The organism is Achromobacter aloeverae (assembly GCF_004121055.1).
Lineage (GTDB): Bacteria > Pseudomonadota > Gammaproteobacteria > Burkholderiales > Burkholderiaceae_B > Bordetella_C > Bordetella_C aloeverae.
Map to the genome: position 1 here is coordinate 40,475 of NZ_PYAL01000009.1, position 23,515 is coordinate 63,989.

Here is a 23,515-nt window from a genome sequence, read left to right on the forward strand (position 1 = left end):
CATTCAAATGGACGCGCTTGCGCGGCTCTGGCTTTTTCCAATTCGGGCATTGAGGCCCAAGGCCATGAGTTCCGCGATGGCCGCCACGATGCCGATTCCCCAGACGGCTCCGGTGCCCAGCACTAGCGCGCCCAGGGCGCTACCGACCGAGAAACCGAGGTACATGGTCGACGTGTTGAGTGCCAGGGCGACAGGTGCCTGCGCCGGCTCGCCAGCGCCGATCAGCCGCGCCATCTGCGCTGGAAAGAATGACCAGACGGTAAAACCCCACAGCGCAACGGCGATGAGCACCGGCACCAGGGCCGCCTGCGCCGGCAACCCGGAGGCGGCGGCGAGCGCCAGGAACGACAGGCCCAGTAGCGCCAGCGAGGCACGGACCACCCGGCGGGCCCCGAAGCGGTCGTTGAATATGCCTCCCGTCATCACCCCGGCAGCGGCCGAAATCCCCCATAGGGAAACAGTCGCGGTGATTGCGTCCGGGCCGAAATCGAGCACGGCGGCCAGATACTCGGCGATATAGGGATAGGCGGCAAAGGCGCCGATGGCCCAGAACAAGCTGACAGCCAGCAACCGCCGGATGGTGAACTGGCGGATCACCGACACGCGCGCGCGCAGGTTCGCCACCGCGACGCCCTGACCCGCCTCGCGGGCGATGCCAGCGGCGATGCCGGCGATTGCGATGGCGCTCATCGCGCCGACCAGCCCGAAGGTCGCGCGCCAGCCGAAGGCGTGGCCGACCACGCCGCCCAGCGGCAGCCCCAGCGCAATGGCCAGGGTCTGCCCGGCGCTGACGATGGCCAGCGCACGGCCACGCATGCTGGCCGGCACGATGACACCGGCCAGCCCATTGGCCGCCGGCACGTACAGGCCCGCGGCGACAGCCATCAGCACGCGTGCGCCCACCAGCACGGCGAAGGAGGAAGACAGCGCCGCGGCGACATTGCCGATGGCGAACAGCGACATCGCCAGCAGCAGCACGCGCTTGCGGGCCATCCGGCTGGTGGCAACAGTAGCGATAGGCGAGGACAGCGCCAGCACCAGCGTGAAGACGATGACCAGCAGGGCCACCGTTGGGACCGGCAGGGCGAAATCCCGGGCCATGACCGGCAGCAGCGGCGCGATCATGAAGCCTTCGGTGCCGATGGCGAATGTTCCCAGGGCGAGAAACCCGGCCGGCAGCAGGGTGGCCCGGGGATTCAGGGCAAGCGACGCGGCCATGGCGCGGATCTCCTCTTGGGACCGCATGGCGGCGTCACACCGGGATGGGATTGGCGGCGATCTCGGCGTTGAAGCCGTCGACCAGGGCATGCTCGCCCAGGCCGGGGTTGTCGCGCAGGGCGCGGATCGCTTCGACGAAGACCTCGGGCGCGTCGGTCGCCAGGCCCTTCATGGTCTCGGCGATGAAGGCGTCCAGTGGCATGGCGCGCGGATCGCCGCTTTTCTTGATCAGGTCCGTGTCGACCCATGGCGGTGCGATTTCCTGCACCGACACGCTCGTGCCCTTGAGCATGAAGCGCTGCGACAGCGCATAGGAATGCAGCGCGGCCTTCGAGGCGGAATAGACCGCGTTGGTGGCGATCGGCACGTAGGCCAGCACCGAGGTGTTGTGGATGATGGTCGCGCGCGGCTGCGCCTTGAGGTGCTCGACCAGCGCCGAGGTCAGCCGGATGGGACCGAGCAGGTTGGTGTCGAGAATGCGGCGCGCGACGGCATCGTCGATGCGGGCGGAGGGATCGTCGAAGGGCATGATGCCGGCGTTGTTGATCAGCACGTTCAGTGCCGGGTAGTCGCGGATCAGTTGTGCGGCGACGCGGTCGATATCGGCGGCATCCGAGATGTCGAGCGCAATGCCTTCGATGCCTGGATGGGCGGCCGCGACCTCGTCCAGCAGGGCCTGGCGGCGTCCGGCAATGATGACTTTGTTGCCCAGCGAGTGGAACTGTTCGGCCAATGCCCGGCCGATGCCCGAGGTGCCGCCAGTGATGAAAATGGTGTTGCCGGTCGTCCGCATGATTCTCTTCCCTGTCCTGGCGCCGCCATGGCGCTGTTTGTCGATGGGTCGAACTATGCGCGCCAAATGGTAAGTCTCAAATGACATATAAACGGCGATAACGGACATGCCGAGGGCTTGTACCCAATAAAAAACCCGGCGGGGCGGCCGGGCTGACGGAGGAGGCGCGTTATCTCCGGGCGCGAAGGTGCAGGGTAGCGAAGATGCAGGACATAAATACGGCGTGGCGGGTCATTGACCGCCGTTGTCTTCCATCAGCTTCAACTGGCGCTTCAGGGTTGCAGGCGGCTGTCCATAGCTGCGCAAGAAGGCCCGGCGCATCCGATCTCGATCCGCGAAGCCGGTGTCGCGGGCAATGATGTCCAGCGGATGGCGGCTGTCTTCCAGCATGATGCGCGCCGCCTCCAGGCGCAGCATTTCCACGGCCTTGGCCGGGGACCGCCCCGTTTCTTCCCTGAACACCCGACTGAACTGACGTGGCGACAGGCTGGAAGCCTCGGCCAGTTCCTCGACCGACAGCGGGTTGCGCAGGTTCTCGCGTGCATAGGCGAGGGCACGCCTGACCCGGTCCGAGCGCGGCTCCAGTTCCAGCATCGTGGAGAACTGCGACTGGCCGCCAGGCCGGCGGTGGTAGACGACCAGTTTGCGGGCAATGGCGCGGGACAGCGCCGGGCCATGGTCGTCTTCGAGCAGGGCCAGCGTCAGATCGATGGCCGACGACATGCCGGCCGAGGTCCAGATGTTGCCGTCGCGGATGAAGATGCGGTCCTCGTCCACGCGCACTTTCGGAAAACGTGCCTGCAGCGTGCGCGCATGTGCCCAGTGCGTGGTGGCCGCGCGCCCGTCCAGCAGGCCGGCCTGGGCCAGGGCGAATGCCCCGGTGCACACCCCCGCCACACGCCGGGCTTCGCTGCCGGCGCGGGCGATGTAATCCCTGACGCCGGGCGACACATCCTGCGGCAGCAGTTCGCCGGCCACCATGAGCGTATCGGGCAGGACCCCCATGGGCTGGGTCTCGATGCCGGCGTTCATCGAGGAACGCACCGTGCCGCCACGCTCGGACAGCACCGTCAATTGATAGCCTTCCGTACCCAGTTCGGCATTGGCCAGCTCAAAGGCCGCCAGCGCGGCCAGTCCCATGAGCTGAAAGCCGTCTTCGAGGATCAAGCCGACCTGTCGCATCACCTTTCCTTCCTGAAATGCTGGATCAACATTATCGTGCCACCGAAGCGCAAGAGACAGCGTGGCGCGTTGACCGCCATGGGCGGCCCCAAGACAAAAAAGCCCCGCCGCGGCAACGCGGCGGGGCTTATCCCTGACGCTGCGCGGGTATCAACGACGGCGTTGGGTGGCCTCCTGCTGCGCATCCACGACGGCCAGCGCCGTCATGTTGACGATGCGGCGCACGGTGGCGCTGTTCGTCAGGATGTGCACGGGACGGGCGGCGCCCAGCAGGATCGGGCCCATCGCGATACCGTTGCTGCCGGTCATCTTCAGCATGTTGTACGTGATGTTGCCGGTGTCCAGGTTGGGCATGACCAGCAGGTTGGCCGGGCCCTTGAGCTTGCTGTCCGGATAGGAGGCGGCGCGGATCTTGTCCGACAGCGCCGCGTCGGCGTGCATTTCGCCGTCCACTTCGAGGTCGGGAGCGCGCTGCTCGACCAGCTCGCGGGCCTTGGCCATCTTGTTCGACGATTCGGTCGGACGACTGCCGAAGTTCGAGTGCGAGAGCAAGGCGATCTTGGGCACCATGCCGAAACGCAGCATTTCGTCGGCGGCTTGCACCGTGATGTCGGCGATCTGCTCGGCGTCCGGGTTCTCGTTGACGTGGGTGTCGGCGATGAACAGGGTCTGGTCCGGCAGCATCAGCACGTTCAGCGCGGCGTACGTCGACGCGCCTTCCTTGCGGCCGATGACGTCATCGATGTACTTGAGCTGGTTGTCGTAGCGGCTGCCCACGCCGCACAGCAGCGCGTCGGCGTCGCCGCGGCGCAGCAACATGGCGCCGATCAGCGTGTTGTGCTTGCGCACCATCGCCTTGGCGATGGTGGGCGTCACGCCGTGGCGGCCGCGCAGCTGGAAGTAGGCATTCCAGGTTTCGTTGAAGCGGTCGTCGTCTTCCGGATCGACGATCTGGATATCCTTGCCGGGTTCCAGGCGCAGGCCGAATTTGTCGATGCGCATCTGGATGACGGCGGGACGGCCGATCAGGATGGGCTGGGCCAGCTTTTCGTCGACCACGGTCTGCACCGCGCGCAGCACGCGCTCGTCTTCGCCGTCGGCGTAGATGACGCGCTTGGGCGCCTGCTTGGCCTGCTGGAACAGCGGGCGCATCAACTGGCCCGAGTGGTAGACGAAGCCCATCAGCTTCTGGCGGTAGGCCTCGATGTCCTTGATGGGACGGGTGGCGACGCCGGAATCGGCGGCGGCCTGAGCCACGGCCGGGGCGATCTGCACGATCAGGCGCGGATCGAAGGGCTTGGGAATGATGTATTCAGGCCCGAAGGCAAGGTCCTGGCCGGGGTAGGCGCGGGCCACTTCGTCGTTCTGCTCGGCTTCGGCCAGTTCGGCGATGGCCTTCACGCACGCCAGCTTCATTTCCTCGGTGATGCGGCTGGCGCCGGCATCCATGGCGCCGCGGAAAATGAAGGGGAAGCACAGCACGTTGTTGACCTGGTTCGGATAGTCCGAGCGGCCGGTGGCGATGATGCAGTCGGGACGCGCCGCCTTGGCGACTTCGGGGCGGATTTCCGGATCGGGGTTGGCCAGCGCCAGTATCAGCGGCTTGGGGCCCATGGTCTTCACCATATCGCCCGTCAGCACGCCCGCGGTGGAGCAGCCCAGGAAGACGTCGGCGTCCTTGACGATGTCGGCCAGGGTGCGCGCCTCGGTCTTCTGCGCATAGCGCAGCTTGTTGGGCTCCATGTTGGCTTCACGGCCCTCCCAGATCACGCCGCGCGAATCCGCGACGTAGATGTTTTCGCGGCGCACGCCCAGGTGCACCAGCAGGTCCAGGCAGGCGATGGCGGCGGCGCCGGCGCCCGAGCAGACCAGCTTGACGTCCTCGATGCGCTTGCCGACCACTTTCAGGCCATTGATGATGGCGGCCGAGGAAATGATGGCGGTGCCGTGCTGGTCGTCGTGGAAGACCGGGATCTTCATGCGCTCGCGCAGCTTCTTCTCGATATAGAAGCACTCGGGCGCCTTGATGTCTTCCAGGTTGACGCCGCCCAGCGTGGGCTCCAGCGCCGCGATGATGTCGACCAGCTTGTCGGGATCGGTTTCGGCCAGCTCGATATCGAACACATCGATGCCGGCGAATTTCTTGAACAGGCAGCCCTTGCCTTCCATTACCGGCTTGGCGGCCAGCGGTCCGATGTTGCCCAGGCCCAGCACCGCGGTGCCGTTGGTGATCACGCCCACCAGGTTGCCGCGCGAGGTGTACTTGGACGCGGCATCGTCGCCTTCCGCATGGATGGCCATGCAGGCGGCGGCCACGCCAGGCGAATAGGCCAGGGACAAGTCGTCCTGCGTGGCCAGGGTCTTGGTCGGCGTGACCGAAATCTTGCCGGGCGTCGGATATTGGTGATAGTCCAACGCCAGTTTGGTCAGGGTGTCATCCATTGCATACTGCCTTTAACGATGCGGAAAAGAGGGCGGCGAAGCCGTGATTTGAAAGCCGAAAGACGGCAAGAATAGCGCTTATTGCAGTCAACGGTCACATCGGACGGGTCGCGAAACAGGGCGATGTTCATGCTGCGCCGCCGCAAATCGAGGCGCTGACCGGGCGCTGAAACAATTGGGGGCGCACGTGGCGCGGAGGGCGCGAGCGTTGTATCGAGCGCACGTCCAAGGCGGTTCACACAAATTTAAAGATGCGGTCCGGACACGGGTCCGCCCTTGCTTTTGCCAAAGCGCTATACTCCCCGGAATAGGCTATTGAGGCTTGTACGCGCCTTCTGCCCCGCTATCCGCTAATCGGTGAAGCCGTGTCGCGGAAGGTTTTCCTGCATCGCAACGGGTGAAACACCCGGCAAGGTGAAGCAACACATGTCGACTGAGAAAGAATCCAGATCCAACTCATATCTGTTCGGGAGTAACGCTCCCTACGTCGAGGAGCTCTATGAAGCCTACCTCGACAATCCGGCGGCGGTCTCCGACAACTGGCGCAGCTACTTCGATCAGTTGCAACACCAGCCCGCCACGGATGGACAGGAAACCACCCGCGACCGCGCCCACGCCCCCATCATCGAGTCCTTCGCCCAGCGCGCCAAGGCCAATGCCTTCGTGCACCGCGGCCAGGAACCCGATCTGTCGGTCGCGTCCAAACAGGTGTCGGTGCAGTCGCTGATCGCGGCCTACCGCACGCTGGGATCGCGCTACGCCGACCTCGATCCGCTCAAGCGCCAGGAACGCCCGGCCATCCCCGAGCTCGATCCGGCCTTCTACGGCTTGACGGAAGCCGACCTGGACCAGGTCTATTCCGCCACCAACACCTACTTCACGACCGCCAGCACGATGACGCTGCGCGACATCCTGAAGGCCCTGCGCGATACGTACTGCCGTACGATCGGCGCCGAGTTCTCGCATATTTCCGACCCGGTCCAGAAGCGCTGGATCCAGGAACGCCTGGAGTCGACGCTGAGCGCGCCGGCGGTGACGCCGGAACATAAGCGACATATCCTGCAGCAGTTGACCGAATCCGAAGGTCTCGAGCGCTTCTTGCACACGAAATACGTGGGTCAGAAGCGCTTTTCGCTGGAGGGCGGCGAAAGCTTCATCGCCTCCATGGACGAAGTGGTCAACCATGCCGGCGAGAACGGCGTGCAGGAAATCGTGGTCGGCATGGCCCACCGCGGCCGCCTGAACATGCTGGTCAACATCATGGGCAAGATGCCCGGCGACCTCTTCGCGGAGTTCGAGGGCAAGCACGCCGAAGGCCTGACCGACGGCGACGTGAAGTACCACAACGGTTTCTCCAGCGACCTGTCGACCCGTGGCGGTCCGGTGCACCTGTCGCTCGCGTTCAACCCCTCGCACCTGGAAATCGTCAACCCGGTGGTGGAAGGCAGCGCCCGCGCGCGCCAGGAACGCCGTGGCGACCATGAAGGCAAGCAGGTCCTGCCGGTGCTGGTGCACGGCGACGCCGCCTTCGCCGGCCAGGGCGTGGTCATGGAAACCCTGAACCTGGCGCAGACCCGCGGCTACGGCACGGGCGGCACGCTGCACCTGGTCATCAACAACCAGATCGGCTTCACCACGTCGGACCCGCGCGATTCGCGTTCGACGCTGTATTGCACCGACGTGGTCAAGATGATCGAAGCGCCGGTCTTCCACGTCAACGGCGACGATCCCGAAGCCGTGGTGTTCGTCACGCGCCTGGCGCTGGACTACCGCGCCCAGTTCCACCACGACGTCGTGGTCGACATCGTCTGCTTCCGCAAGCTGGGCCACAACGAGCAGGACACCCCCTCGCTGACGCAGCCGCTGATGTACAAGCGCATCGGCCACCACCCCGGCACCCGCAAGGTCTACGCCGACAAGCTGCTGGCCCAGGGCGTGCTGGCCGAAGGGGATGCCGAGCAACTGGTGAAGGACTACCGCCAGCTGATGGAAGACGGCCATCGCACCATCGAGCCGGTGCTGACCGACTACAAGAGCAAGTACGCCATCGACTGGTCGCCCTTCATGGGCGCCAAGTGGACCGACCAGGCCGACACCGCGGTGCCGCTGGCCGAGCTCAAGCGCATCGGCGAGCGCATCACCACCGTTCCGGAAGGCTTCACGCCGCACCCGCTGGTCGCCAAGCTGCTGAACGACCGCCGCGCCATGGCGCAAGGCACGCTGAACCTGGACTGGGGCATGGGCGAGCACCTGGCTTTCGCCACCCTGGTGGCGTCCGGCTACGCCATCCGCATCACCGGCCAGGATTCGGGCCGCGGCACGTTCACGCACCGCCACGCGGTCCTGCACGACCAGAACCGTGAACGCTGGAACGACGGCACCTACATCCCGCTGCAGAACGTTTCCGAAGGGCAGGCGCCCTTCACCGTGATCGACTCCGTGCTGTCCGAAGAGGCGGTGCTGGGCTTCGAGTACGGCTATTCCAGCGCCGAGCCCAACACGCTGACCATCTGGGAAGCGCAGTTCGGCGACTTCGTCAACGGCGCCCAGGTCGTGATCGACCAGTTCATCAGCGCCGGCGAAGCCAAGTGGGGCCGCCAGTCCGGCCTGACGATGATGCTGCCGCACGGCTACGAAGGCCAGGGCCCGGAACACTCGTCCGCCCGCATCGAGCGCTTCCTGCAGCTGTGCGCCGACAACAACATGCAAGTGGTGCAGCCCACCACCGCCGCGCAGATCTTCCACCTGCTGCGCCGCCAGATGATCCGCCCCTTCCGCAAGCCGCTGGTCATCCTGACGCCGAAGTCGCTGCTGCGCAACAAGGACGCGGGTTCACCGCTGACCGAGCTGGCCGGCAGCAGCTTCAAGCCGGTGATCGGCGAGCTGGACGACTCGATCAAGGCCAACTCGGTCAAGCGCGTGCTGGCTTGCTCGGGCAAGGTCTATTACGACCTGGTCCACGGCCGCAAGGACCGCGGACTGGACAACGTCGCGATCGTGCGTGTCGAGCAGCTCTACCCGTTCGCGCACAAGGCTTTCGAAACGGAACTGCGCAAGTATCCCAAGGCCACGGAAGTGATCTGGGTGCAGGACGAGCCGCAGAACCAGGGCCCCTGGTTCTACGTGCAGCATCATCTCTATGAAAACATGAGTGAAGGGCAAAAGCTGGCGTACGCCGGCCGCCCCGCCTCGGCATCGCCGGCGGTGGGCTACATGGCCAAGCACCAGGAGCAGCAGAAGGCGCTGGTTGAACAGGCGCTGGCCCCGAAGTACAAGGGCTTCATGCTGACCAAGTAAGCGCTTGACGCGCGTAGGGGGCGCCCGTGGCGGGCGCCCCACGTCACGAACACTCACTATACGGATATAAAAAATGGCTATTACTGAAGTTGTCGTCCCCCAGCTGTCCGAATCGGTCTCCGAAGCCTCGCTGCTGACCTGGAAGAAGCAGCCCGGCGCCGCCGTGGAAGCGGATGAAATCCTGATCGAAGTGGAAACCGACAAGGTCGTGCTGGAAGTGCCGGCGCCCGCCAGCGGCGTGCTGGCCGAAATCGTCGAAGCCGACGGCGCCACCGTGACCTCGGGCCAGCTGATCGCCCGTATCGACACCGCCGCCAAGGCCGCCGCTGCTCCCGCCACGGCGCCTGCCGCCGAAGCGCCCAAGGCCGCCGCCGCCGCGCCGGCTGCCGCGCCCGCCGCCGCCCCGGCCGCCTCGGCCTCGGCCCCGGTCGCTTCGCCCGCCGCCGCCAAGATCCTCGCCGACAAGGGCGTGTCGCCCGCCGACGTGGCCGGTTCCGGCCGTGGCGGCCGCATCACCAAGGGCGACGCCCTGGAAGCCGGCGCCGGTGGCGCCAAGGCCGCCGCCGCTCCGGCGCCGGCGCCGACGCTGTCCCTGGACGGCCGCCCCGAGCAGCGCGTGCCCATGAGCCGCCTGCGCGCCCGCATCGCCGAGCGCCTGCTGCAATCGCAGTCCGAAAACGCCATCCTGACGACCTTCAACGAAGTCAACATGAAGGCGGTCATCGACCTGCGCAACGCGTACAAGGAAAAGTTCGAGAAGGAGCACGGCGTGAAGCTGGGCTTCATGTCCTTCTTCGTCAAGGCCGCTGTCGCCGCGCTGAAGAAGTACCCGATCCTGAACGCCTCGGTCGACGGCAAGGACGTGATCTACCACGGCTACTTCGACATCGGTATCGCCGTCGGCAGCCCGCGCGGCCTGGTGGTGCCCATCCTGCGCAACGCCGACCAGCTGTCCATCGCCGACATCGAGAAGGCCATTGCCGACTTCGGCCGCCGTGCCGCCGACGGCAAGCTGGGCATCGAGGAAATGACCGGCGGTACGTTCTCGATCTCCAACGGTGGCGTGTTCGGTTCGATGCTGTCGACCCCGATCATCAACCCGCCGCAAGCGGCCATCCTGGGCATCCACGCCACCAAGGAACGTCCGGTGGTGGAGAACGGCCAGATCGTGATCCGTCCGATCAACTACCTGGCGATGTCCTACGACCACCGCATCATCGACGGCCGCGAAGCCGTGCTGGGCCTGGTCGCCATGAAGGAAGCGCTGGAAGATCCGCAGCGCCTGCTGCTGGAAATCTAAGCATTGCATTGCACCGACGGCCTGTTGCTCGCGCGACTGGCCGTCGGCCGGTATGCCGCATGATGCACGTTCGTATACAGCCCGCTCGCATACCGCACGCTTGCATGCCCGCGTGCCCTCGCGGGCGCACCGGCCAGCCGGCTTCCCCCGGCGCCTTCTTACACCCGGGCGGGGCGCGTGCCTTTCCGCTTCCCGCCTTCCTCTAGCGAGAACACCATGTCCAAACAATTCGACGTCATCGTCATCGGCGCGGGCCCTGGCGGCTACATCGCCGCCATCCGCGCGGCCCAGCTGGGCATGTCGGTGGCCTGCATCGACGCCTGGCAGAACGCCCAGGGCGGTCCCGCACCCGGCGGCACCTGCACCAACGTGGGCTGCATTCCCTCCAAGGCGCTGCTGCAATCGTCCGAGCACTTCGAGCAGCTGAACCACCACTTCGCCGAGCACGGCATCGAAGCCCAGGGCGCCACTGTCAACGTCGAGAAGATGATCGGCCGCAAGAACGGCGTGGTCAAGCAGAACAACGACGGCATCCTGTACCTGTTCAAGAAGAACAAGATTTCGTTCTTCCACGGCAAGGGCGAGTTCGCCGGCAAGGCCGAGGGCGGCTACGCCGTCAAGGTGACCGGCCCGACGTCGGAGGACCTGGTCGGCAAGCACATCGTCGTCGCCACCGGTTCGGCTCCGCGCGCGCTGCCGGGCCTGCCTTTCGACGAGAAGGTCGTGCTGTCGAACGACGGCGCCCTGGCCATCGGCGCCACGCCGAAGAAGCTGGGCGTGATCGGCGCCGGCGTGATCGGCCTGGAAATGGGCAGCGTGTGGCGCCGCCTGGGCGCCGAGGTGACCGTCCTGGAGGCCTTGCCCGAGTTCCTCATGGCCGCCGACCAGCAGGTCGCCAAGGAAGCGCTGAAGGTCTTCACCAAGCAGGGCCTGAACATCCAGACCGGCGTGAAGATCACCGAGACGAAGGCGACCGCCAAGGGCGTTTCGCTGACCTACACGGACGCCAAGGGCGCCGAGCAGAAGCTGGCCGTGGACAAGCTGATCGTCTCGATCGGCCGCGTGCCCTACACCGACGGCCTGAAGGCCGACACGGTGGGCCTGAACCTTGACGAGCGCGGCTTCATCGCCGTGGACGACGAGTGCAAGACCAACCTGCCCAATGTGTGGGCCATCGGCGACGTGGTGCGCGGCCCCATGCTGGCGCACAAGGCCGAGGAAGAAGGCGTGGCGGTGGCCGAGCGTATCGCCGGCCAGCATGGCCATGTCAACTTCGCCACCGTGCCGTGGGTCATCTACACCTCGCCGGAAATCGCCTGGGTGGGCAAGACCGAGCAGCAGCTCAAGGCCGAGGGCCGCGAGTACAAGGCCGGCAGCTTCCCCTTCCTGGCCAACGGCCGCGCGCGCGCCCTGGGCGACACCACGGGCTTCGCCAAGGTGATCGCCGACGCCAAGACCGACGAGGTCCTGGGCGTGCACATCATCGGCCCGATGGCGTCGGAACTGATTTCCGAAGCCGTGACCATCATGGAATTCCGCGGCGCCGCCGAGGACATCGCGCGCATCTGCCATGCGCACCCGACGTTGTCCGAAGCCGTCAAGGAAGCCGCGCTGGCGGTCGACAAGCGCACGCTGAACTTCTAAGGCGCGCGCGCCCGGGGTGATGCCCGGGCGACGTCATCCAGGGGGCGGGTTGCAAGGCCCGCTCCCTTTTCTTTTGCGACGATGGGCCGGCTTGCCGGCCTGTGAACTACATGAACGTACGCGAGTACTACCAGAAGGCCCTGTCCGAGCGCGGCTACCAGCCCGACGCGGCCCAGCAGCAGGCGGTCGACCGGCTGCAGAAGTATTACGACGACTGGGTGTCCTTCAAGGCCATGCGGTCCAGCGCGCTGAAGAAGCTGCTCAATCGTCCCGAAGTGCCGCGCGGCGTGTACCTGTGGGGCGGCGTGGGGCGCGGCAAGAGCTTCCTGATGGACGCTTTCTACGCGACCGTGCCGGTGGTGCGCAAGACGCGCGTGCACTTCCACGAATTCATGCGCAGCGTCCATCGCGAGATGCAGGAAGTGAAGGGCATGGCCGATCCGCTGGACGAGGTGGCGCGGCGGGTGTCCAAGCGCTACCGGCTGATCTGCTTCGACGAATTCCACGTGTCCGACGTGGCTGACGCCATGATCCTGCACCGCCTGCTGCTCAAGCTGTTCGAGTACGGCGTGTCCTTCGTCATGACGTCGAACTACGAGCCGAACAAGCTGTATCCCGACGCGCTTTATCGTGAGCGCATCCTGCCGGCCATCGAGTTGATCGAGGCGCGCATGGACATCCTCAATGTCGACGCGGGCATCGACTACCGGCGCCGCACGCTGGAGCAGGTCAAGTCCTATCACTGCCCGCTGGACCAGGCGGCCGAGCAGGCGCTGGAGGCGGCCTTCAACAGCCTGGCCGACCGGCCGCGCGAGGAGCCGGTACTGCATATCGAGCATCGCGAGATCCGCTGCGTGGCCCTGGCCGGCAGCGTGGTGTGGTTCGATTTCGCGACCCTTTGCGGCGGGCCGCGTTCGCAGAACGACTACCTGGAACTGGCCAGCCGCTTCCAGGCGGTACTGCTGTCGGGCGTGCCGAAGCTGGCGCCCAAGGACGCTTCGGCGGCGCGCCGCTTCACCTGGCTGATCGACGTGTTCTACGACCATCGCGTCAAGCTGATCATGTCGGCGGAGGTGGAGCCCGAGGAAATCTATACCGAGGGCACGCTGTCCAACGAGTTCCATCGCACGGTGTCACGCATCCTGGAGATGCAGTCCAAGGAGTACCTGGACTCCAGCCGGCGCGATACGGTGGCGCTTTGACGCCAGGCCGCGGACGCCCCGCGGCTTCGCGTCCGGCGTCCCTGTCGCGCCTGTGGCGGGGCGGGCCGGCACGTTAAACTACGCACTTTCCCGCTTCCTTCGCGACCCGCCATGAATACCCGCGTCCTGACCGGCATTACCACTACCGGTACTCCCCATCTTGGCAACTACGCCGGCGCGCTGCGCCCGGCGATCGAGGCCAGCGCCTTGCCCGGGGTCGACGCCTTCTACTTCCTGGCGGACTACCATGCGCTGATCAAGGCCGACGACCCCGTGCGCGTCTCCCGGTCGCGCCTGGAAATCGCCGCCACCTGGCTGGCCGCGGGCCTGGATCCGGAACGCGTGACGTTCTACCGCCAGTCCGATATCCCCGAGATCCCCGAGCTCAGCTGGATCCTTACCTGCGTCACGCCCAAGGGCCTGATGAACCGGGCCCACGCCTACAAGGCGTCGGTGGACCAGAATACGGAAAAGGGCGTGGAGCCGGACGACGGCGTCACCATGGGCCTGTTCTCCTATCCGGTGCTGATGGCCGCGGACATCCTGATGTTCAATGCGAACAAGGTGCCGGTGGGCCGCGACCAGATCCAGCACCTGGAAATGGCGCGGGATATCGCCCAGCGCTTCAACCATACCTACAAGGGCGATTACTTCGTCCTGCCGGAAGTGGTGATCGCCGAGGAAGTGGCGACCTTGCCGGGCCTGGACGGCCGCAAGATGTCCAAGAGCTACAACAACACCATCCCGCTGTTCGAAGGCGGCGCCGCGGCGCTGCGGTCGGCGGTGATGCGCATCGTCACCGATTCGCGGCAGCCGGGCGAGCCCAAGGAAGCGGACGACAGCCATCTCTACACGCTGTTCCGCGCATTCGCCACGCATGAGGAATCGGCCGAATTCCGCGCCGCCTTGCTGGCGGGCATGGGATGGGGCGAGGCCAAGCAGGCCCTGTGCGACCGTCTGGAGCGCGAACTGTCGGAGAAGCGCGAGCGCTATGACGAATTGATGGCCAAGCCGGACGAGATCGAGGACATCTTGCAGGCGGGCGCGGCCAAGGCGCGCAAGCTGGCGACGCCGCTGATGGAACGCGTGCGTGAGGCCGTGGGCCTGCGCACCCTGCGCGGCAGCGGCACGACCAAGGCAGCAGGCAAGAAGGCGGCCGCCAAGGCCGCGCGCTTCGTGAGCTTCCGCGAGGATGGACAGTTCCGCTTCCGCCTGATGTCGGCGGAAGGTGAGGAATTGTTGTTGTCGGTGGCTTACGCCGATCCCAAGGAAGCGGGCGCGACGATGAAACGCCTGCAAGGCGAGGGCGCTGCCGTCGTGGTCGAGGGCGCCGCTTATGCGGTGACGCTGGATGGCGCGGTGGTGGCCCATGGGCCCGCCGGCCTGGATGCGGCGACGGCGGCCGCGGGTGCGGAACGCACGCGTGCGGCGTTGGCCAGCCTGCAGGCAGGCTGACGGACGCGAGCATGAGTGGTCTACAGGATTTGGCGGGTTTCCGGGAACTGGCCGACGAGATCGGCGTGCCGGTGCCCTCCGTGCTGGCGCAATGCATCGAACGGGGGTTGACGGCCTATCCGGACGATTACAACGGTAGCTACCTAGCCATCCTGCCCAGTCGTCCGCCGGCCTTGGCCAGCACTTACGATTTCGAATGGACGGGCCTGGACGAGGCCCGCACCTTGTGCGAGGAATGGCTGGTGCCCTCCAGCCAGCATGGCAATGCCTTCCTGCCTTTCGCCATGTCGGGCGCGGGTGATGTGTATGCCCTGATCCGCCTGGCCGATGGCCGCGAGGGCTGCGGCGTCGTGCTGCACGACCAGGACGACAGCGAAATGCGCTACGCCGGCTTCGAGGACTTCGTCTGCGCGCAGCTGCTGGACACCTTGCGCGACCTAAGCCACCTGACCGACGACTTCGACATCGACACGGCCGCCCAATGCGTGCGCGCGGATATCTCCCGCCTGGCGCCCCTGCTTGCCCCGCAATCCGGCATGCTGCTGATGGGCGCCGCCGCGCGCGAGCCTTTCTCGACGTCCATCCAACGCGGTCCCAAGGCCAGGCCCGAGGAAGTGCCCGCGCTGATCACGGCAAAAGAGCACGCCGATCTCATCGCCCGCTTCCTGCTGCCGGTGCCCGTGACGTTCAATACGACGCCGCCCTGGGAAGTCTGAGGGCGGCGGTGACTATATCGCAAGCCGTAGCGCATAGGCGTGTGCGGCGCGCGATCCTGGTGAAACGGGGCCGAGGTGTCTGGCCAGCCGTGTGTCGGGAATTTGTCGGGAATTTTTGAAGCGGAACGCTTGGCCTGGTCACGAGGCAAGTGCCCGGCATAAAGACATCGGATTGCTTATTGCCCCTTCGGGTCAGCATTCGATGTCAGAGAATGGCGCGATAGGTCGCCAATGCCTTGGTGGTCTGCACCAATCCCTGCCGCAACAAGATCTCCAGGTAGCGATCAACGTCGATAGGCGGATGCTTTAGTTGTGTTCGCTGGCGCTGGGCTGCGGCTACCACCGCCGCTGCATCAAGGTCGAAGAGGTTGTCCACGAACTCATCGGGGTGTTGAGATTCCACGCCGAAGGAGGCCTAGACGTCCGCTGGAAAATCTCGCTGATTGAAGGTCACGATCACACTGGCACTACAGCGGATGGCCGCAGCCAGAACATGGCGGTCGTCGGGATCGGGCAGGGTCAGGCCCTCAATGAGCTCCTCATATCCGTATACCAGGCTATCTGGGATCGCGCGGTCCATCAGGTCCGAAGTGCGATCTACTTGCGCGCGTGTTAGATCGGACCTCTTGAGTAGTAGATTGTGCTTCCACTCCTTATGGATATCCTGACTCCATCGGGCACGGAATCGTCCCGACAGCCCGAGCCACATCAAAAAATCGCGCAGTGGCGCGGGATAGAGAACGCAAGCATCGAAAACGGCTGTGAAGGGAGAGTGCCTCATTCGTATCCCATGCCCGATTCCTGAGCTTGGCGGGCGAGTTCGGCCATGGCCTCTTCGCTAGCATGGCCGCGAGCATCCTTGTACTGCATCAAATCGGCGAACCTTATCCGTCGATGCTTTCCCGTTCGATGAAACGGCAGCACGCCCTCCTCCAATAGCTTGACGAGGTGAGGACGGGAGACGTTGAGCATGTCGGCAGCTTCTTGGGTCGTCAACTCTGCATGGATGGGGACGACTTTTACGGCATTGCCATCGGCTAACTCGGCCAGGATATCGACGAGCAGACGCAGCGCGGAGGTAGGCAACTCCACCTGATGGGCTTGGTTTCGGTCATCGAAGATCTGGATGTGTTGCGTTTCGAAGCGCGTTGCCAAGTAGGCCGCCAATGCGCGTTGACCTTGCACGGCTGCCTGAACTTCCCGTTCGGCAGGTAGCGCCATCTTGGTTTGGGCAGTGGCGGTCATGGCAGGTTCCTAAGCGGTGAAGCAATCTTAAGAACCGGAATATTCGAAATAAACGAAAAACGCAATAAACGAAAAAATGCCCGATGCTCCTAGCCGAGCGAGTGGAATGAAAAAGGGGATCTCTTGTGAAGATCCCCTTTTTTCCACGCCGGCGTCACCGGCGTTGGAGACATCGGCCGCGCCGGCGTCGGCGATGCACCCGTGATGCTTCGACGCAGGCCTAGCGCTTGAGCTTGGCGAACGCATCCGCCATGGCGCTATTCATCAGGCCACCCCCACCGCCGCCGCGGCTGTCCTGGTTGCCGCGGCCGCCACCCGGGCGTCCCGCGCCCCGGCTGCCGCCTTCTGCGCCCGCCGAACGCCGCGCGGGCTGCGCGGTGTCGTTCAGGCGCATGGTCAGCGCCACGCGCTTGCGCTGCACGTCGACTTCCAGCACCTTGACCTGCACCGTCTGGCCCACGCGCACCACGTCGCGCGGGTCCTTGACGAATTTCTCGGACAGGGCGGAGATGTGCACCAGGCCGTCCTGGTGCACGCCGATGTCCACGAAAGCGCCGAAGTTGGCGACGTTGGTCACCACGCCTTCGAGAATCATGCCTTCGTGCAGGTCGTTCAGCGTTTCCACGCCCTCCTTGAACGTCGCGGTCTTGAATTCCGGGCGCGGGTCGCGGCCCGGCTTTTCCAGTTCGGCGAAGATGTCGCGCACGGTCGGCAGGCCGAATCGCTCATCGGTGAAGTCCGACGGCGACACGCCCTTGAGCGCCTCGCGCTGCCCCATGACCTGCCGCATCTCGGCCTTGATGCGGGCGAGGATGCGTTCGACCACGGGATAGGCTTCCGGGTGCACGGAGGACGCATCCAGCGGGTTCTCGCCGCCCTGGATGCGCAGGAAGCCGGCGGCCTGCTCGAAGGCCTTGTCGCCGAAGCGCGGCACCTTGCGCAAGGCATCGCGCGAAGGGAAGGCGCCGTTCTCGTCGCGCCAGGCGACGATGTTCTTGGCGAGCAGGGAGTTCAGGCCCGAGACCCGCGTCAGCAGCGGCGCCGACGCCGTGTTCACGTCCACGCCCACCGCGTTCACGCAATCCTCGATGACCGCGTCCAGCGAACGCGCCAGCTCGCGCTGGTTGACGTCGTGCTGGTACTGGCCCACGCCGATGGCCTTGGGCTCGATCTTCACCAGTTCCGCCAGCGGATCCTGCAGGCGGCGCGCGATGGAGACCGCGCCACGCAGGCTGACGTCCAGGTCGGGAAATTCCAGGGCCGCGAGCTCCGACGCCGAATACACCGATGCGCCGGCCTCGGACACGACCACGCGGGTCAGGGCCAGGTCGGGGTAGGCGGCCGACAGGTCCGCCACCAGCTTCTCGGTTTCGCGCGAGGCAGTGCCGTTGCCGATGGCGACCAGTTCGATCTTGTGCTTGGCGGCGAGGGCGGCCAGCACCTTGATCGAGCCTTCACGGTCGCGGCGCGGCTCGAAGGGATAGACCGTGGCGGTGTCCACCACCTTGCCGGTGGGGTCGATGACCGCCACCTTCACGCCCGTGCGGATGCCGGGGTCCAGGCCCAGCACCGTCTTGGGCCCGGCCGGCGCGGCCAGCAGCAAGTCCTTCAGGTTGGCCGAGAACACGCGGATGGCCTCCGCTTCCGCCTCTTCGCGCAGGCGGCCGACCAGTTCGCTTTCGAAGGTGGTGAGCAGCTTGACGCGCCACGTCCAGCGGCACACCTCGCCCAGCCAGCGGTTGCGCGGCGTGGCGTCCAGGCCGAACAGGTTGTTGCCCAGCTTCAAATGGGCGGCGACGCGCGCCACGCACGGGTGCGGCGTCTGCGCTTCCAGCTCGGCTTCCAGGCCCAGGCGCAGTTCCAGTACGCCTTGCTGGCGGCCGCGCAGCAGCGCCAGCACGCGGTGCGAGGGCAGGGTGCGCAGCGGCTCGTTGAAGTCGAACCAGTCGCGGAAATTGGCGCCTTCGGCTTCCTTGCCATCCGCCATCTTGGAGTACAGCAGGCCCGTATTCCAGAGATGGTCGCGCAGGTCGGCCAGCAGGTTCGCGTCCTCGGCGTAGCGTTCGGCGAGGATGTCGCGCGCGCCGTCCAACGCCGCCTTGGCGTCGTTGATGGAGGCTTCGGGATTGAGGTATTGCGCGGCCAGCACGGCGGGATCGCAGGCCGCATCGGCCAGGATGGCGTCGGCCAGCGGCTCCAGGCCCGCTTCGCGGGCGATCTGGGCGCGGGTGCGGCGCTTGGGCTTGTAGGGCGCGTAAAGGTCTTCCAGGCGCTGCTTGGTGTCGGCGGCGCGGATTTCCGTTTCCAGTTCGGGCGTGAGCTTGCCTTGCTGGCCCACCGATTCCAGGATGGCGGCGCGGCGCTCTTCCAGCTCGCGCAGGTAGCCCAGGCGGACTTCCAGGTTGCGCAGGACGGTATCGTCCAGGCCGCCGGTGGCTTCCTTGCGGTAACGCGCGATGAAAGGCACGGTTGCGCCATCGTCGAGCAATTCAACGGCGGCGGCGATCTGCGCGGCGCGCGCACCGAGTTCTTCAGCCAGCTGAGCAATGATGCGGGCCTGGTCGACGCCGGCTTGGCCGGCGCTCGTGGTAGCGGAAGTTTCGGACATCTCGATACAACGACAAAATGGAAAAAGAAAACCGTCCCGGGCGGGCTTGCCACCCGGGACGCCCCGTGGGCAAGAGGCGGATTGTGCCATACGGCCACCGGGGGACGCCTCCCGCCGAGGCGGATTTCGTCCCTTTTTACCGCGAGATACACGCCGGAACGTTATCATTACGGTTGGCGGCCACGGATACGCGTGGCCGTTTCCATTCCTACCTTGCCTTCCTATGCTGGACCTGGACATCACCGATTTCTTCGCCGCCGACGGCCCGCTGGCGCGCGCCCTGCCGGGCTATCGCATGCGCGAGTCGCAGGTGTCGCTGGCGCAGGCCATCGAGCGCGCCATCGCCGGCCGCGACACCCTCGTGGCGGAGGCGGGCACCGGCATCGGAAAAACGTGGGCCTACCTGGTGCCGGCCTTCCTGGGCGGCGGCAAGGTGCTGGTTTCCACCGGCACGCGCACCCTGCAGGACCAGTTGTTCTCCCGCGACCTGCCGCGCGTGCGCGCCGCGCTGTCCGTGCCCATCACGGCCGCCTTGCTCAAGGGGCGCGGCAACTACCTGTGCCACTACCACCTGGACCGCCTGTCCGGCGACGAGCGCGCCCTGAAGTCGCGCGCCGAGGTCAGCCAGCTGCGCCATATCCAGAAGTTCGCGGTGCACACCAAGACCGGCGACCGCGCCGACCTGGCGCAGGTGCCGGAAGATGCCGATATCTGGTCGCGCGTGACGTCGACCCGCGAAAACTGCCTGGGCCAGGAGTGCCCGCGCATACGCGACTGCTTCGTGGTCAAGGCAAGGCGCCAGGCCCAGGAGGCCGACGTGGTGGTGGTCAACCACGCCCTCTTCATGGCCGACCTGGTGTTGCGCGAAGAGGGGGTGACGGACCTGCTGCCCGAAGCCGATACGGTGATCTTCGACGAGGCGCACCAACTGCCCGACACCGCCACCCGGTTTCTCGGCAGCAGCGTGTCCACCCATCAGTTCCTCGATTTCGGCCGCGCCGCCGAGGCCGCCGGCCTGGCCTATGCGCGCGAAGCCACCAATTGGAGCGAGGCCGGCCGCCAGGTCGAGCACGCCGCGCGCGAGCTGCGCCTGGCCTGCGCCGCCATCGAACGCATGCCCGGACGCAAGGCCACGTTCGAGGCCATGCCCGATGCCGAGGACTTCGATGCCGCGCTGGCGGTCCTGTCGAACACCATCAAGTCCGTGACGCAGGGCTTGACGCAGGTCGCGGAAAAGCATCCGGACCTGATGGCCGCGGCGCGCCTGGGCGCGGACTTGCTGGTGCGCCTGAAACGCTGGTCGACGCCCGCGCGTCCCGGCAGCGCGGGTTTGGCTGACGGCGACGACGCGGAGGTGCTGGCGGCCTGGGCCGCCTCGCAGGACGCGGTGGCGGCGCTGGACGGCGTCATTGAAATGTCCCAGGGCGCCGAGGAGGCGTTGGCGGCGGAGTTGCTGGAGGGCTCCTCCAGGTCGACGTCCGCCGCCCGCGGCGACGCGTCCGCGCCGCCGCCGGCCCCGGCCAAGCTGGAATGGACCGGCCCGGCGGTGCGCTGGGTCGAGCACGGCCTGCACCATGTGCGGCTGCATTCCGCTCCGCTGTCGGTGGCGCAGGCATTTTCGCGTTTCCGCAAGCCGGGCCAGGCCTGGATCCTGACGTCCGCCACGCTGTCGGTGCATGGCGATTTCGGCCATTTCACGCGGCAACTGGGTCTCAGGGACGCGCAGACGGGGCATTGGGAGTCGCCTTTCGACTACGGCACGCAAGGGCTGCTGTTCGTGCCCAAGGGGCTGCCCGAGCCGCAGGCGCCCAACTATGCCGAGCGCTTCGTCGAGACCTTGATGCCTTTGCTGCACGCCAGCCCGGGCGGCGCGCTGGTGTTGTGCACGACGCTGCGCGCGGTGGATCGCTTCGCCGGCCTGCTGGCGGACGAGTTCGACCGCGCCGGCGTGGAGTGGCCGCTGCTGCGCCAGGGCGAGGGCACGCGGCGGGACCTGCTGGAACGCTTCCGCACGCTGACCCACCCGGTGCTGGTGGGCAGCGCCAGTTTCTGGGAAGGCATCGACCTGCCGGGCGATATCCTGACGCTGGTCGCCATCGACAAGCTGCCATTCGCACCGCCCGACGATCCGGTGATCGAGGCGCGCTTGCGCGAATGCCGCGAGCGCGGCGGCAATCCTTTCGCCGAGTACCAATTGCCTGAAGCCGCGATTGCCCTGAAGCAGGGCGCGGGGCGCCTGATACGCACGATGTCGGACTGGGGCGTGCTGATGGTGGGCGACGTACGCCTGGTCGAGAAAAGCTACGGCAAGCGGCTGTGGCGCGGCCTGCCGCCCTTTGCCCGCACGCGCGAGCTGGACGAGGCGCTGGGCTTCCTGGCGCGCAAGACCGACGCGGCGTCCGACGCGGCGTCCGATGGCGCGGACGCCTAGGCCCCCTGGCTACGGACCCAAGGGAAAAGACGGGGGCCGCAACCGCGGCCCCCGTCTTTTCCTCGAATTCTCCTAGATCGAAGTGGCTTCGATCAGACAGATATCAGAACCAGCTCCAGGGATCCCACCACGACTGGTCCACCTTGAAGCCTTCCTTGGGGAACTTGCTGTTCGGATAGTTCTTGTCCATCACCCGCTGGGCATCGTTCTTCAGGTCCGGCATGTTCAACTTGTCGTAGGACAGGACCATGACGTACAGCGCTTCCTCGGTCGCCGGGGCGCCTTCGAAATCGGTGATCACGGTCTGCGCCCGGTTGGCCGCCGCGACGTAGGCGCCACGCTCGTAGTAGTAGCGCGCCACGTGCACTTCGTTCATGGCGATGGCGTTGACCAGCCACGCCATGCGCTGCTTGGCGTCGGGGGTGTACTTGCTGTCCGGGAAGCGGTTGACCAGCTCCGTGAAGGCGTCATACGACGCACGCAGGCCCTTGGGGTCGCGCTCGCTGGGGTCCTGGCCGGTGATGTTGGTCATGAACGCGCTGGCCGGCGTGAAATTGATCAGCCCCTTCAGGTAGAGCACGTAATCCGTGCCCGGGTGGTTGGGGTAGAGCTGCTGGAAGCGGTCGATGGCAGCGAGCGCCTGCTCGTTCTCGCCGTCCTTCCAGTTGATGTAGGCGACATCGATCAGGGCTTGCTGGGCGTAGACGCCGAAGGGATAGCGGCTTTCCACCGCGGTCATACGTTCACGCGCATCCTTCCAGTTGCCCGCCGACATTTCCTGCTTGCCGTCGGCATACAGTTGCTCGGCGCTCCAGCCGGCGGTTTTGTCGAGTTTTGCGGTGGTCGTGCCGCAAGCGGCAAGGACCAGCGTGAAGAGCAAGACGAAGAAGGTACGCGCGACCGACCCGAATCGGGAGGCGTGGGTTGGATGGGCGGGAACGCGGAGAATCACGACGGTTGTTTCCTTGGTGTTAGCATGGCTGCGGTCGATTATATGATTTGTCTCCATGTCCGATATAGCCGCGAGCGCGGAATTCCCGTCCGATGACGAACCGCACACCTTGCGCCTCCCCCTGAACGCCCCCACCGACCGTCTCGATAAAGTCCTGGCCGGCCTGTTGACGGACCATTCACGCAGCCGCCTGCAGGGCTGGATCGAGGGCGGCCACGTGCTGGTCAATGGCGCGCCGGCCAAGGTGCGCCAGGCCGTCGGGCCGGGCGATATCCTGACGATCTGGGAGCAGCCAGCCCCTGAAAGCCTTGCTTACACCCCTGAACCGGTCGATTTCGGGGTGGTCGAGGCCAGCCCGGACTGGATCGTCGTGGACAAGCCGGCCGGCCTGGTCACCCACCCGGGCGCCGGCAACTGGACCGGCACGCTGCTCAACGGGCTGCTGTACCGTTATCCCGAGCTGGCCACGGTGGCGCGCGCCGGCATCGTGCACCGCCTGGACAAGGACACCTCGGGCCTGATGGTGGTGGCCCGGACGGAGCGGGCCCAGACCCATCTGGTGCGCCAGCTTCAGGCGCGCAGCATGGGGCGGGAATACCTGGCCCTGGCGCACGGGCAACTGGACGCCGGCGGGACGGTGGACCGGGAAATCGGCCGTGACCCCCGCGTACCGGTCAGGATGACCGTGGACCGTCCCGTGGCGCCCAAGCAGGCCATTACCCATTACGAGCCGCGCCGGTGGGGGCTGGCCGACGGCGCCCCCGCCACCCTGGTGACCTGTCGCCTGGAAACCGGGCGCACCCACCAGATTCGCGTCCACCTGGCCAGCCTGGGACACCCCCTGTTGGGCGACGTGCTCTATGGCGGCCGCTGCGTGGCCGGCGCCGCGCGGCAGATGCTGCATGCCCGCGCCCTGCATTTCGACGACCCGGGCGGCGGCGGGGAGCGCGCCTTCGAGGCCCAGCCGCCGGCGGACATGCAGGCCGTCCTCGATGCCGTGCAATGGCGGTGAGCGGGGCGACCCGCGCAA

15 protein-coding genes and 1 pseudogene are annotated in these 23,515 nt (G+C 66.2%); 8 read left to right on the forward strand and 8 right to left on the reverse strand.

The genetic code is table 11. The features are described from left to right. Positions 1-3: 3 nt before the first annotated feature. The 4 genes from C7R54_RS25735 to C7R54_RS25750 form a co-directional block, all read right to left on the reverse strand. A complete protein-coding gene (locus C7R54_RS25735; protein WP_129153777.1) occupies positions 4-1,218 on the reverse strand; it encodes an MFS transporter in 1,215 nt (404 codons plus the stop codon). 34 nt (positions 1,219-1,252) lie between these two features. After that, positions 1,253-2,011, reverse strand: coding sequence for an SDR family oxidoreductase (locus C7R54_RS25740; protein ID WP_129153778.1), 759 nt, complete (start codon positions 2,009-2,011; stop codon positions 1,253-1,255). A 231-nt stretch (positions 2,012-2,242) separates the two neighbouring features. Next, on the reverse strand, positions 2,243-3,193 hold the full coding sequence (locus C7R54_RS25745) for a GlxA family transcriptional regulator (RefSeq protein WP_129153779.1): 951 nt from the start codon (positions 3,191-3,193) through the stop codon (positions 2,243-2,245). Positions 3,194-3,343: 150 nt separating this feature from the next. Next, positions 3,344-5,635: an NADP-dependent malic enzyme gene (locus C7R54_RS25750; RefSeq protein ID WP_129153780.1), complete on the reverse strand. Its 2,292-nt coding sequence runs from the start codon at positions 5,633-5,635 to the stop codon at positions 3,344-3,346. Between the two features lie 426 nt (positions 5,636-6,061). Here C7R54_RS25750 and C7R54_RS25755 point away from each other — a divergent pair, with 426 nt between their 5' ends. The 6 genes from C7R54_RS25755 to C7R54_RS25780 all read left to right on the forward strand — a co-directional run bounded on the left by C7R54_RS25755 (position 6,062) and on the right by C7R54_RS25780 (position 15,249). After that, on the forward strand, positions 6,062-8,932 hold the full coding sequence (locus tag C7R54_RS25755; RefSeq protein WP_129153781.1) for a 2-oxoglutarate dehydrogenase E1 component: 2,871 nt from the start codon (positions 6,062-6,064) through the stop codon (positions 8,930-8,932). Between the two features lie 73 nt (positions 8,933-9,005). Continuing rightward, positions 9,006-10,232, forward strand: a complete 1,227-nt coding sequence (odhB, locus tag C7R54_RS25760; protein ID WP_129153782.1) for a 2-oxoglutarate dehydrogenase complex dihydrolipoyllysine-residue succinyltransferase — start codon at positions 9,006-9,008, stop codon at positions 10,230-10,232. Positions 10,233-10,448: 216 nt separating this feature from the next. Then, positions 10,449-11,876, forward strand: a complete 1,428-nt coding sequence (gene lpdA / locus C7R54_RS25765) for a dihydrolipoyl dehydrogenase (RefSeq protein ID WP_129153783.1) — start codon at positions 10,449-10,451, stop codon at positions 11,874-11,876. Between the two features lie 110 nt (positions 11,877-11,986). Then, a complete protein-coding gene (gene zapE / locus C7R54_RS25770) occupies positions 11,987-13,078 on the forward strand; it encodes a cell division protein ZapE (RefSeq protein WP_129153784.1) in 1,092 nt (363 codons plus the stop codon). A 111-nt stretch (positions 13,079-13,189) separates the two neighbouring features. Beyond that, on the forward strand, positions 13,190-14,533 hold the full coding sequence (locus C7R54_RS25775; RefSeq protein ID WP_129153785.1) for a tryptophan--tRNA ligase: 1,344 nt from the start codon (positions 13,190-13,192) through the stop codon (positions 14,531-14,533). 11 nt (positions 14,534-14,544) lie between these two features. Next, positions 14,545-15,249: an SMI1/KNR4 family protein gene (locus C7R54_RS25780; protein ID WP_129153786.1), complete on the forward strand. Its 705-nt coding sequence runs from the start codon at positions 14,545-14,547 to the stop codon at positions 15,247-15,249. Positions 15,250-15,454: 205 nt separating this feature from the next. On the opposite strand, the pseudogene C7R54_RS25785 reads toward C7R54_RS25780, so the two are convergent. The 3 genes and pseudogenes from C7R54_RS25785 to tex form a co-directional block, all read right to left on the reverse strand. Then, positions 15,455-16,030 (reverse strand): annotated as a pseudogene (locus C7R54_RS25785) (VapC50 family PIN domain-containing toxin). Next, entirely contained in the window at positions 16,027-16,494 is a 468-nt protein-coding gene (locus C7R54_RS25790; RefSeq protein WP_129153787.1) for a helix-turn-helix domain-containing protein, read from the reverse strand. Before C7R54_RS25790 ends, C7R54_RS25785 begins: the two are co-directional and overlap by 4 nt. Before the next feature lie 220 nt (positions 16,495-16,714). Further along, entirely contained in the window at positions 16,715-19,102 is a 2,388-nt protein-coding gene (gene tex, locus C7R54_RS25795) for an RNA-binding transcriptional accessory protein Tex (RefSeq protein ID WP_129153788.1), read from the reverse strand. A 223-nt stretch (positions 19,103-19,325) separates the two neighbouring features. Here tex and C7R54_RS25800 point away from each other — a divergent pair, with 223 nt between their 5' ends. After that, positions 19,326-21,533 carry an ATP-dependent DNA helicase gene (locus tag C7R54_RS25800; protein ID WP_129153789.1) on the forward strand — a complete coding sequence of 736 codons (2,208 nt, stop codon included), beginning with the start codon at positions 19,326-19,328 and terminating at the stop codon, positions 21,531-21,533. A 103-nt stretch (positions 21,534-21,636) separates the two neighbouring features. Here C7R54_RS25800 and C7R54_RS25805 read toward each other — a convergent pair whose 3' ends face one another. Beyond that, on the reverse strand, positions 21,637-22,485 hold the full coding sequence (locus C7R54_RS25805) for an outer membrane protein assembly factor BamD (RefSeq protein WP_377814753.1): 849 nt from the start codon (positions 22,483-22,485) through the stop codon (positions 21,637-21,639). Positions 22,486-22,540: 55 nt separating this feature from the next. Between C7R54_RS25805 and C7R54_RS25810 the strand changes: the two genes are divergently transcribed. Then, the gene (locus C7R54_RS25810; RefSeq protein ID WP_129153791.1) at positions 22,541-23,497 is read left to right on the forward strand and encodes an RluA family pseudouridine synthase; all 957 of its coding nucleotides are present in this window, start codon (positions 22,541-22,543) and stop codon (positions 23,495-23,497) included. Positions 23,498-23,515 lie beyond the last annotated feature (18 nt).

What these genes read in the sequence shown, in the direction of transcription:
- C7R54_RS25735 (WP_129153777.1), bottom strand. Translation starts at nt 1,218, where the DNA reads ATGGCCGCGTCGCTTGCCCTGAATCCCCGGGCCACCCTGCTGCCGGCC.
- C7R54_RS25740 (WP_129153778.1), bottom strand. Translation starts at nt 2,011, where the DNA reads ATGCGGACGACCGGCAACACCATTTTCATCACTGGCGGCACCTCGGGC.
- C7R54_RS25745 (WP_129153779.1), bottom strand. Translation starts at nt 3,193, where the DNA reads ATGCGACAGGTCGGCTTGATCCTCGAAGACGGCTTTCAGCTCATGGGA.
- C7R54_RS25750 (WP_129153780.1), bottom strand. Translation starts at nt 5,635, where the DNA reads ATGGATGACACCCTGACCAAACTGGCGTTGGACTATCACCAATATCCG.
- C7R54_RS25755 (WP_129153781.1), top strand. Translation starts at nt 6,062, where the DNA reads ATGTCGACTGAGAAAGAATCCAGATCCAACTCATATCTGTTCGGGAGT.
- odhB (WP_129153782.1), top strand. Translation starts at nt 9,006, where the DNA reads ATGGCTATTACTGAAGTTGTCGTCCCCCAGCTGTCCGAATCGGTCTCC.
- lpdA (WP_129153783.1), top strand. Translation starts at nt 10,449, where the DNA reads ATGTCCAAACAATTCGACGTCATCGTCATCGGCGCGGGCCCTGGCGGC.
- zapE (WP_129153784.1), top strand. Translation starts at nt 11,987, where the DNA reads ATGAACGTACGCGAGTACTACCAGAAGGCCCTGTCCGAGCGCGGCTAC.
- C7R54_RS25775 (WP_129153785.1), top strand. Translation starts at nt 13,190, where the DNA reads ATGAATACCCGCGTCCTGACCGGCATTACCACTACCGGTACTCCCCAT.
- C7R54_RS25780 (WP_129153786.1), top strand. Translation starts at nt 14,545, where the DNA reads ATGAGTGGTCTACAGGATTTGGCGGGTTTCCGGGAACTGGCCGACGAG.
- C7R54_RS25790 (WP_129153787.1), bottom strand. Translation starts at nt 16,494, where the DNA reads ATGACCGCCACTGCCCAAACCAAGATGGCGCTACCTGCCGAACGGGAA.
- tex (WP_129153788.1), bottom strand. Translation starts at nt 19,102, where the DNA reads ATGTCCGAAACTTCCGCTACCACGAGCGCCGGCCAAGCCGGCGTCGAC.
- C7R54_RS25800 (WP_129153789.1), top strand. Translation starts at nt 19,326, where the DNA reads ATGCTGGACCTGGACATCACCGATTTCTTCGCCGCCGACGGCCCGCTG.
- C7R54_RS25810 (WP_129153791.1), top strand. Translation starts at nt 22,541, where the DNA reads ATGTCCGATATAGCCGCGAGCGCGGAATTCCCGTCCGATGACGAACCG.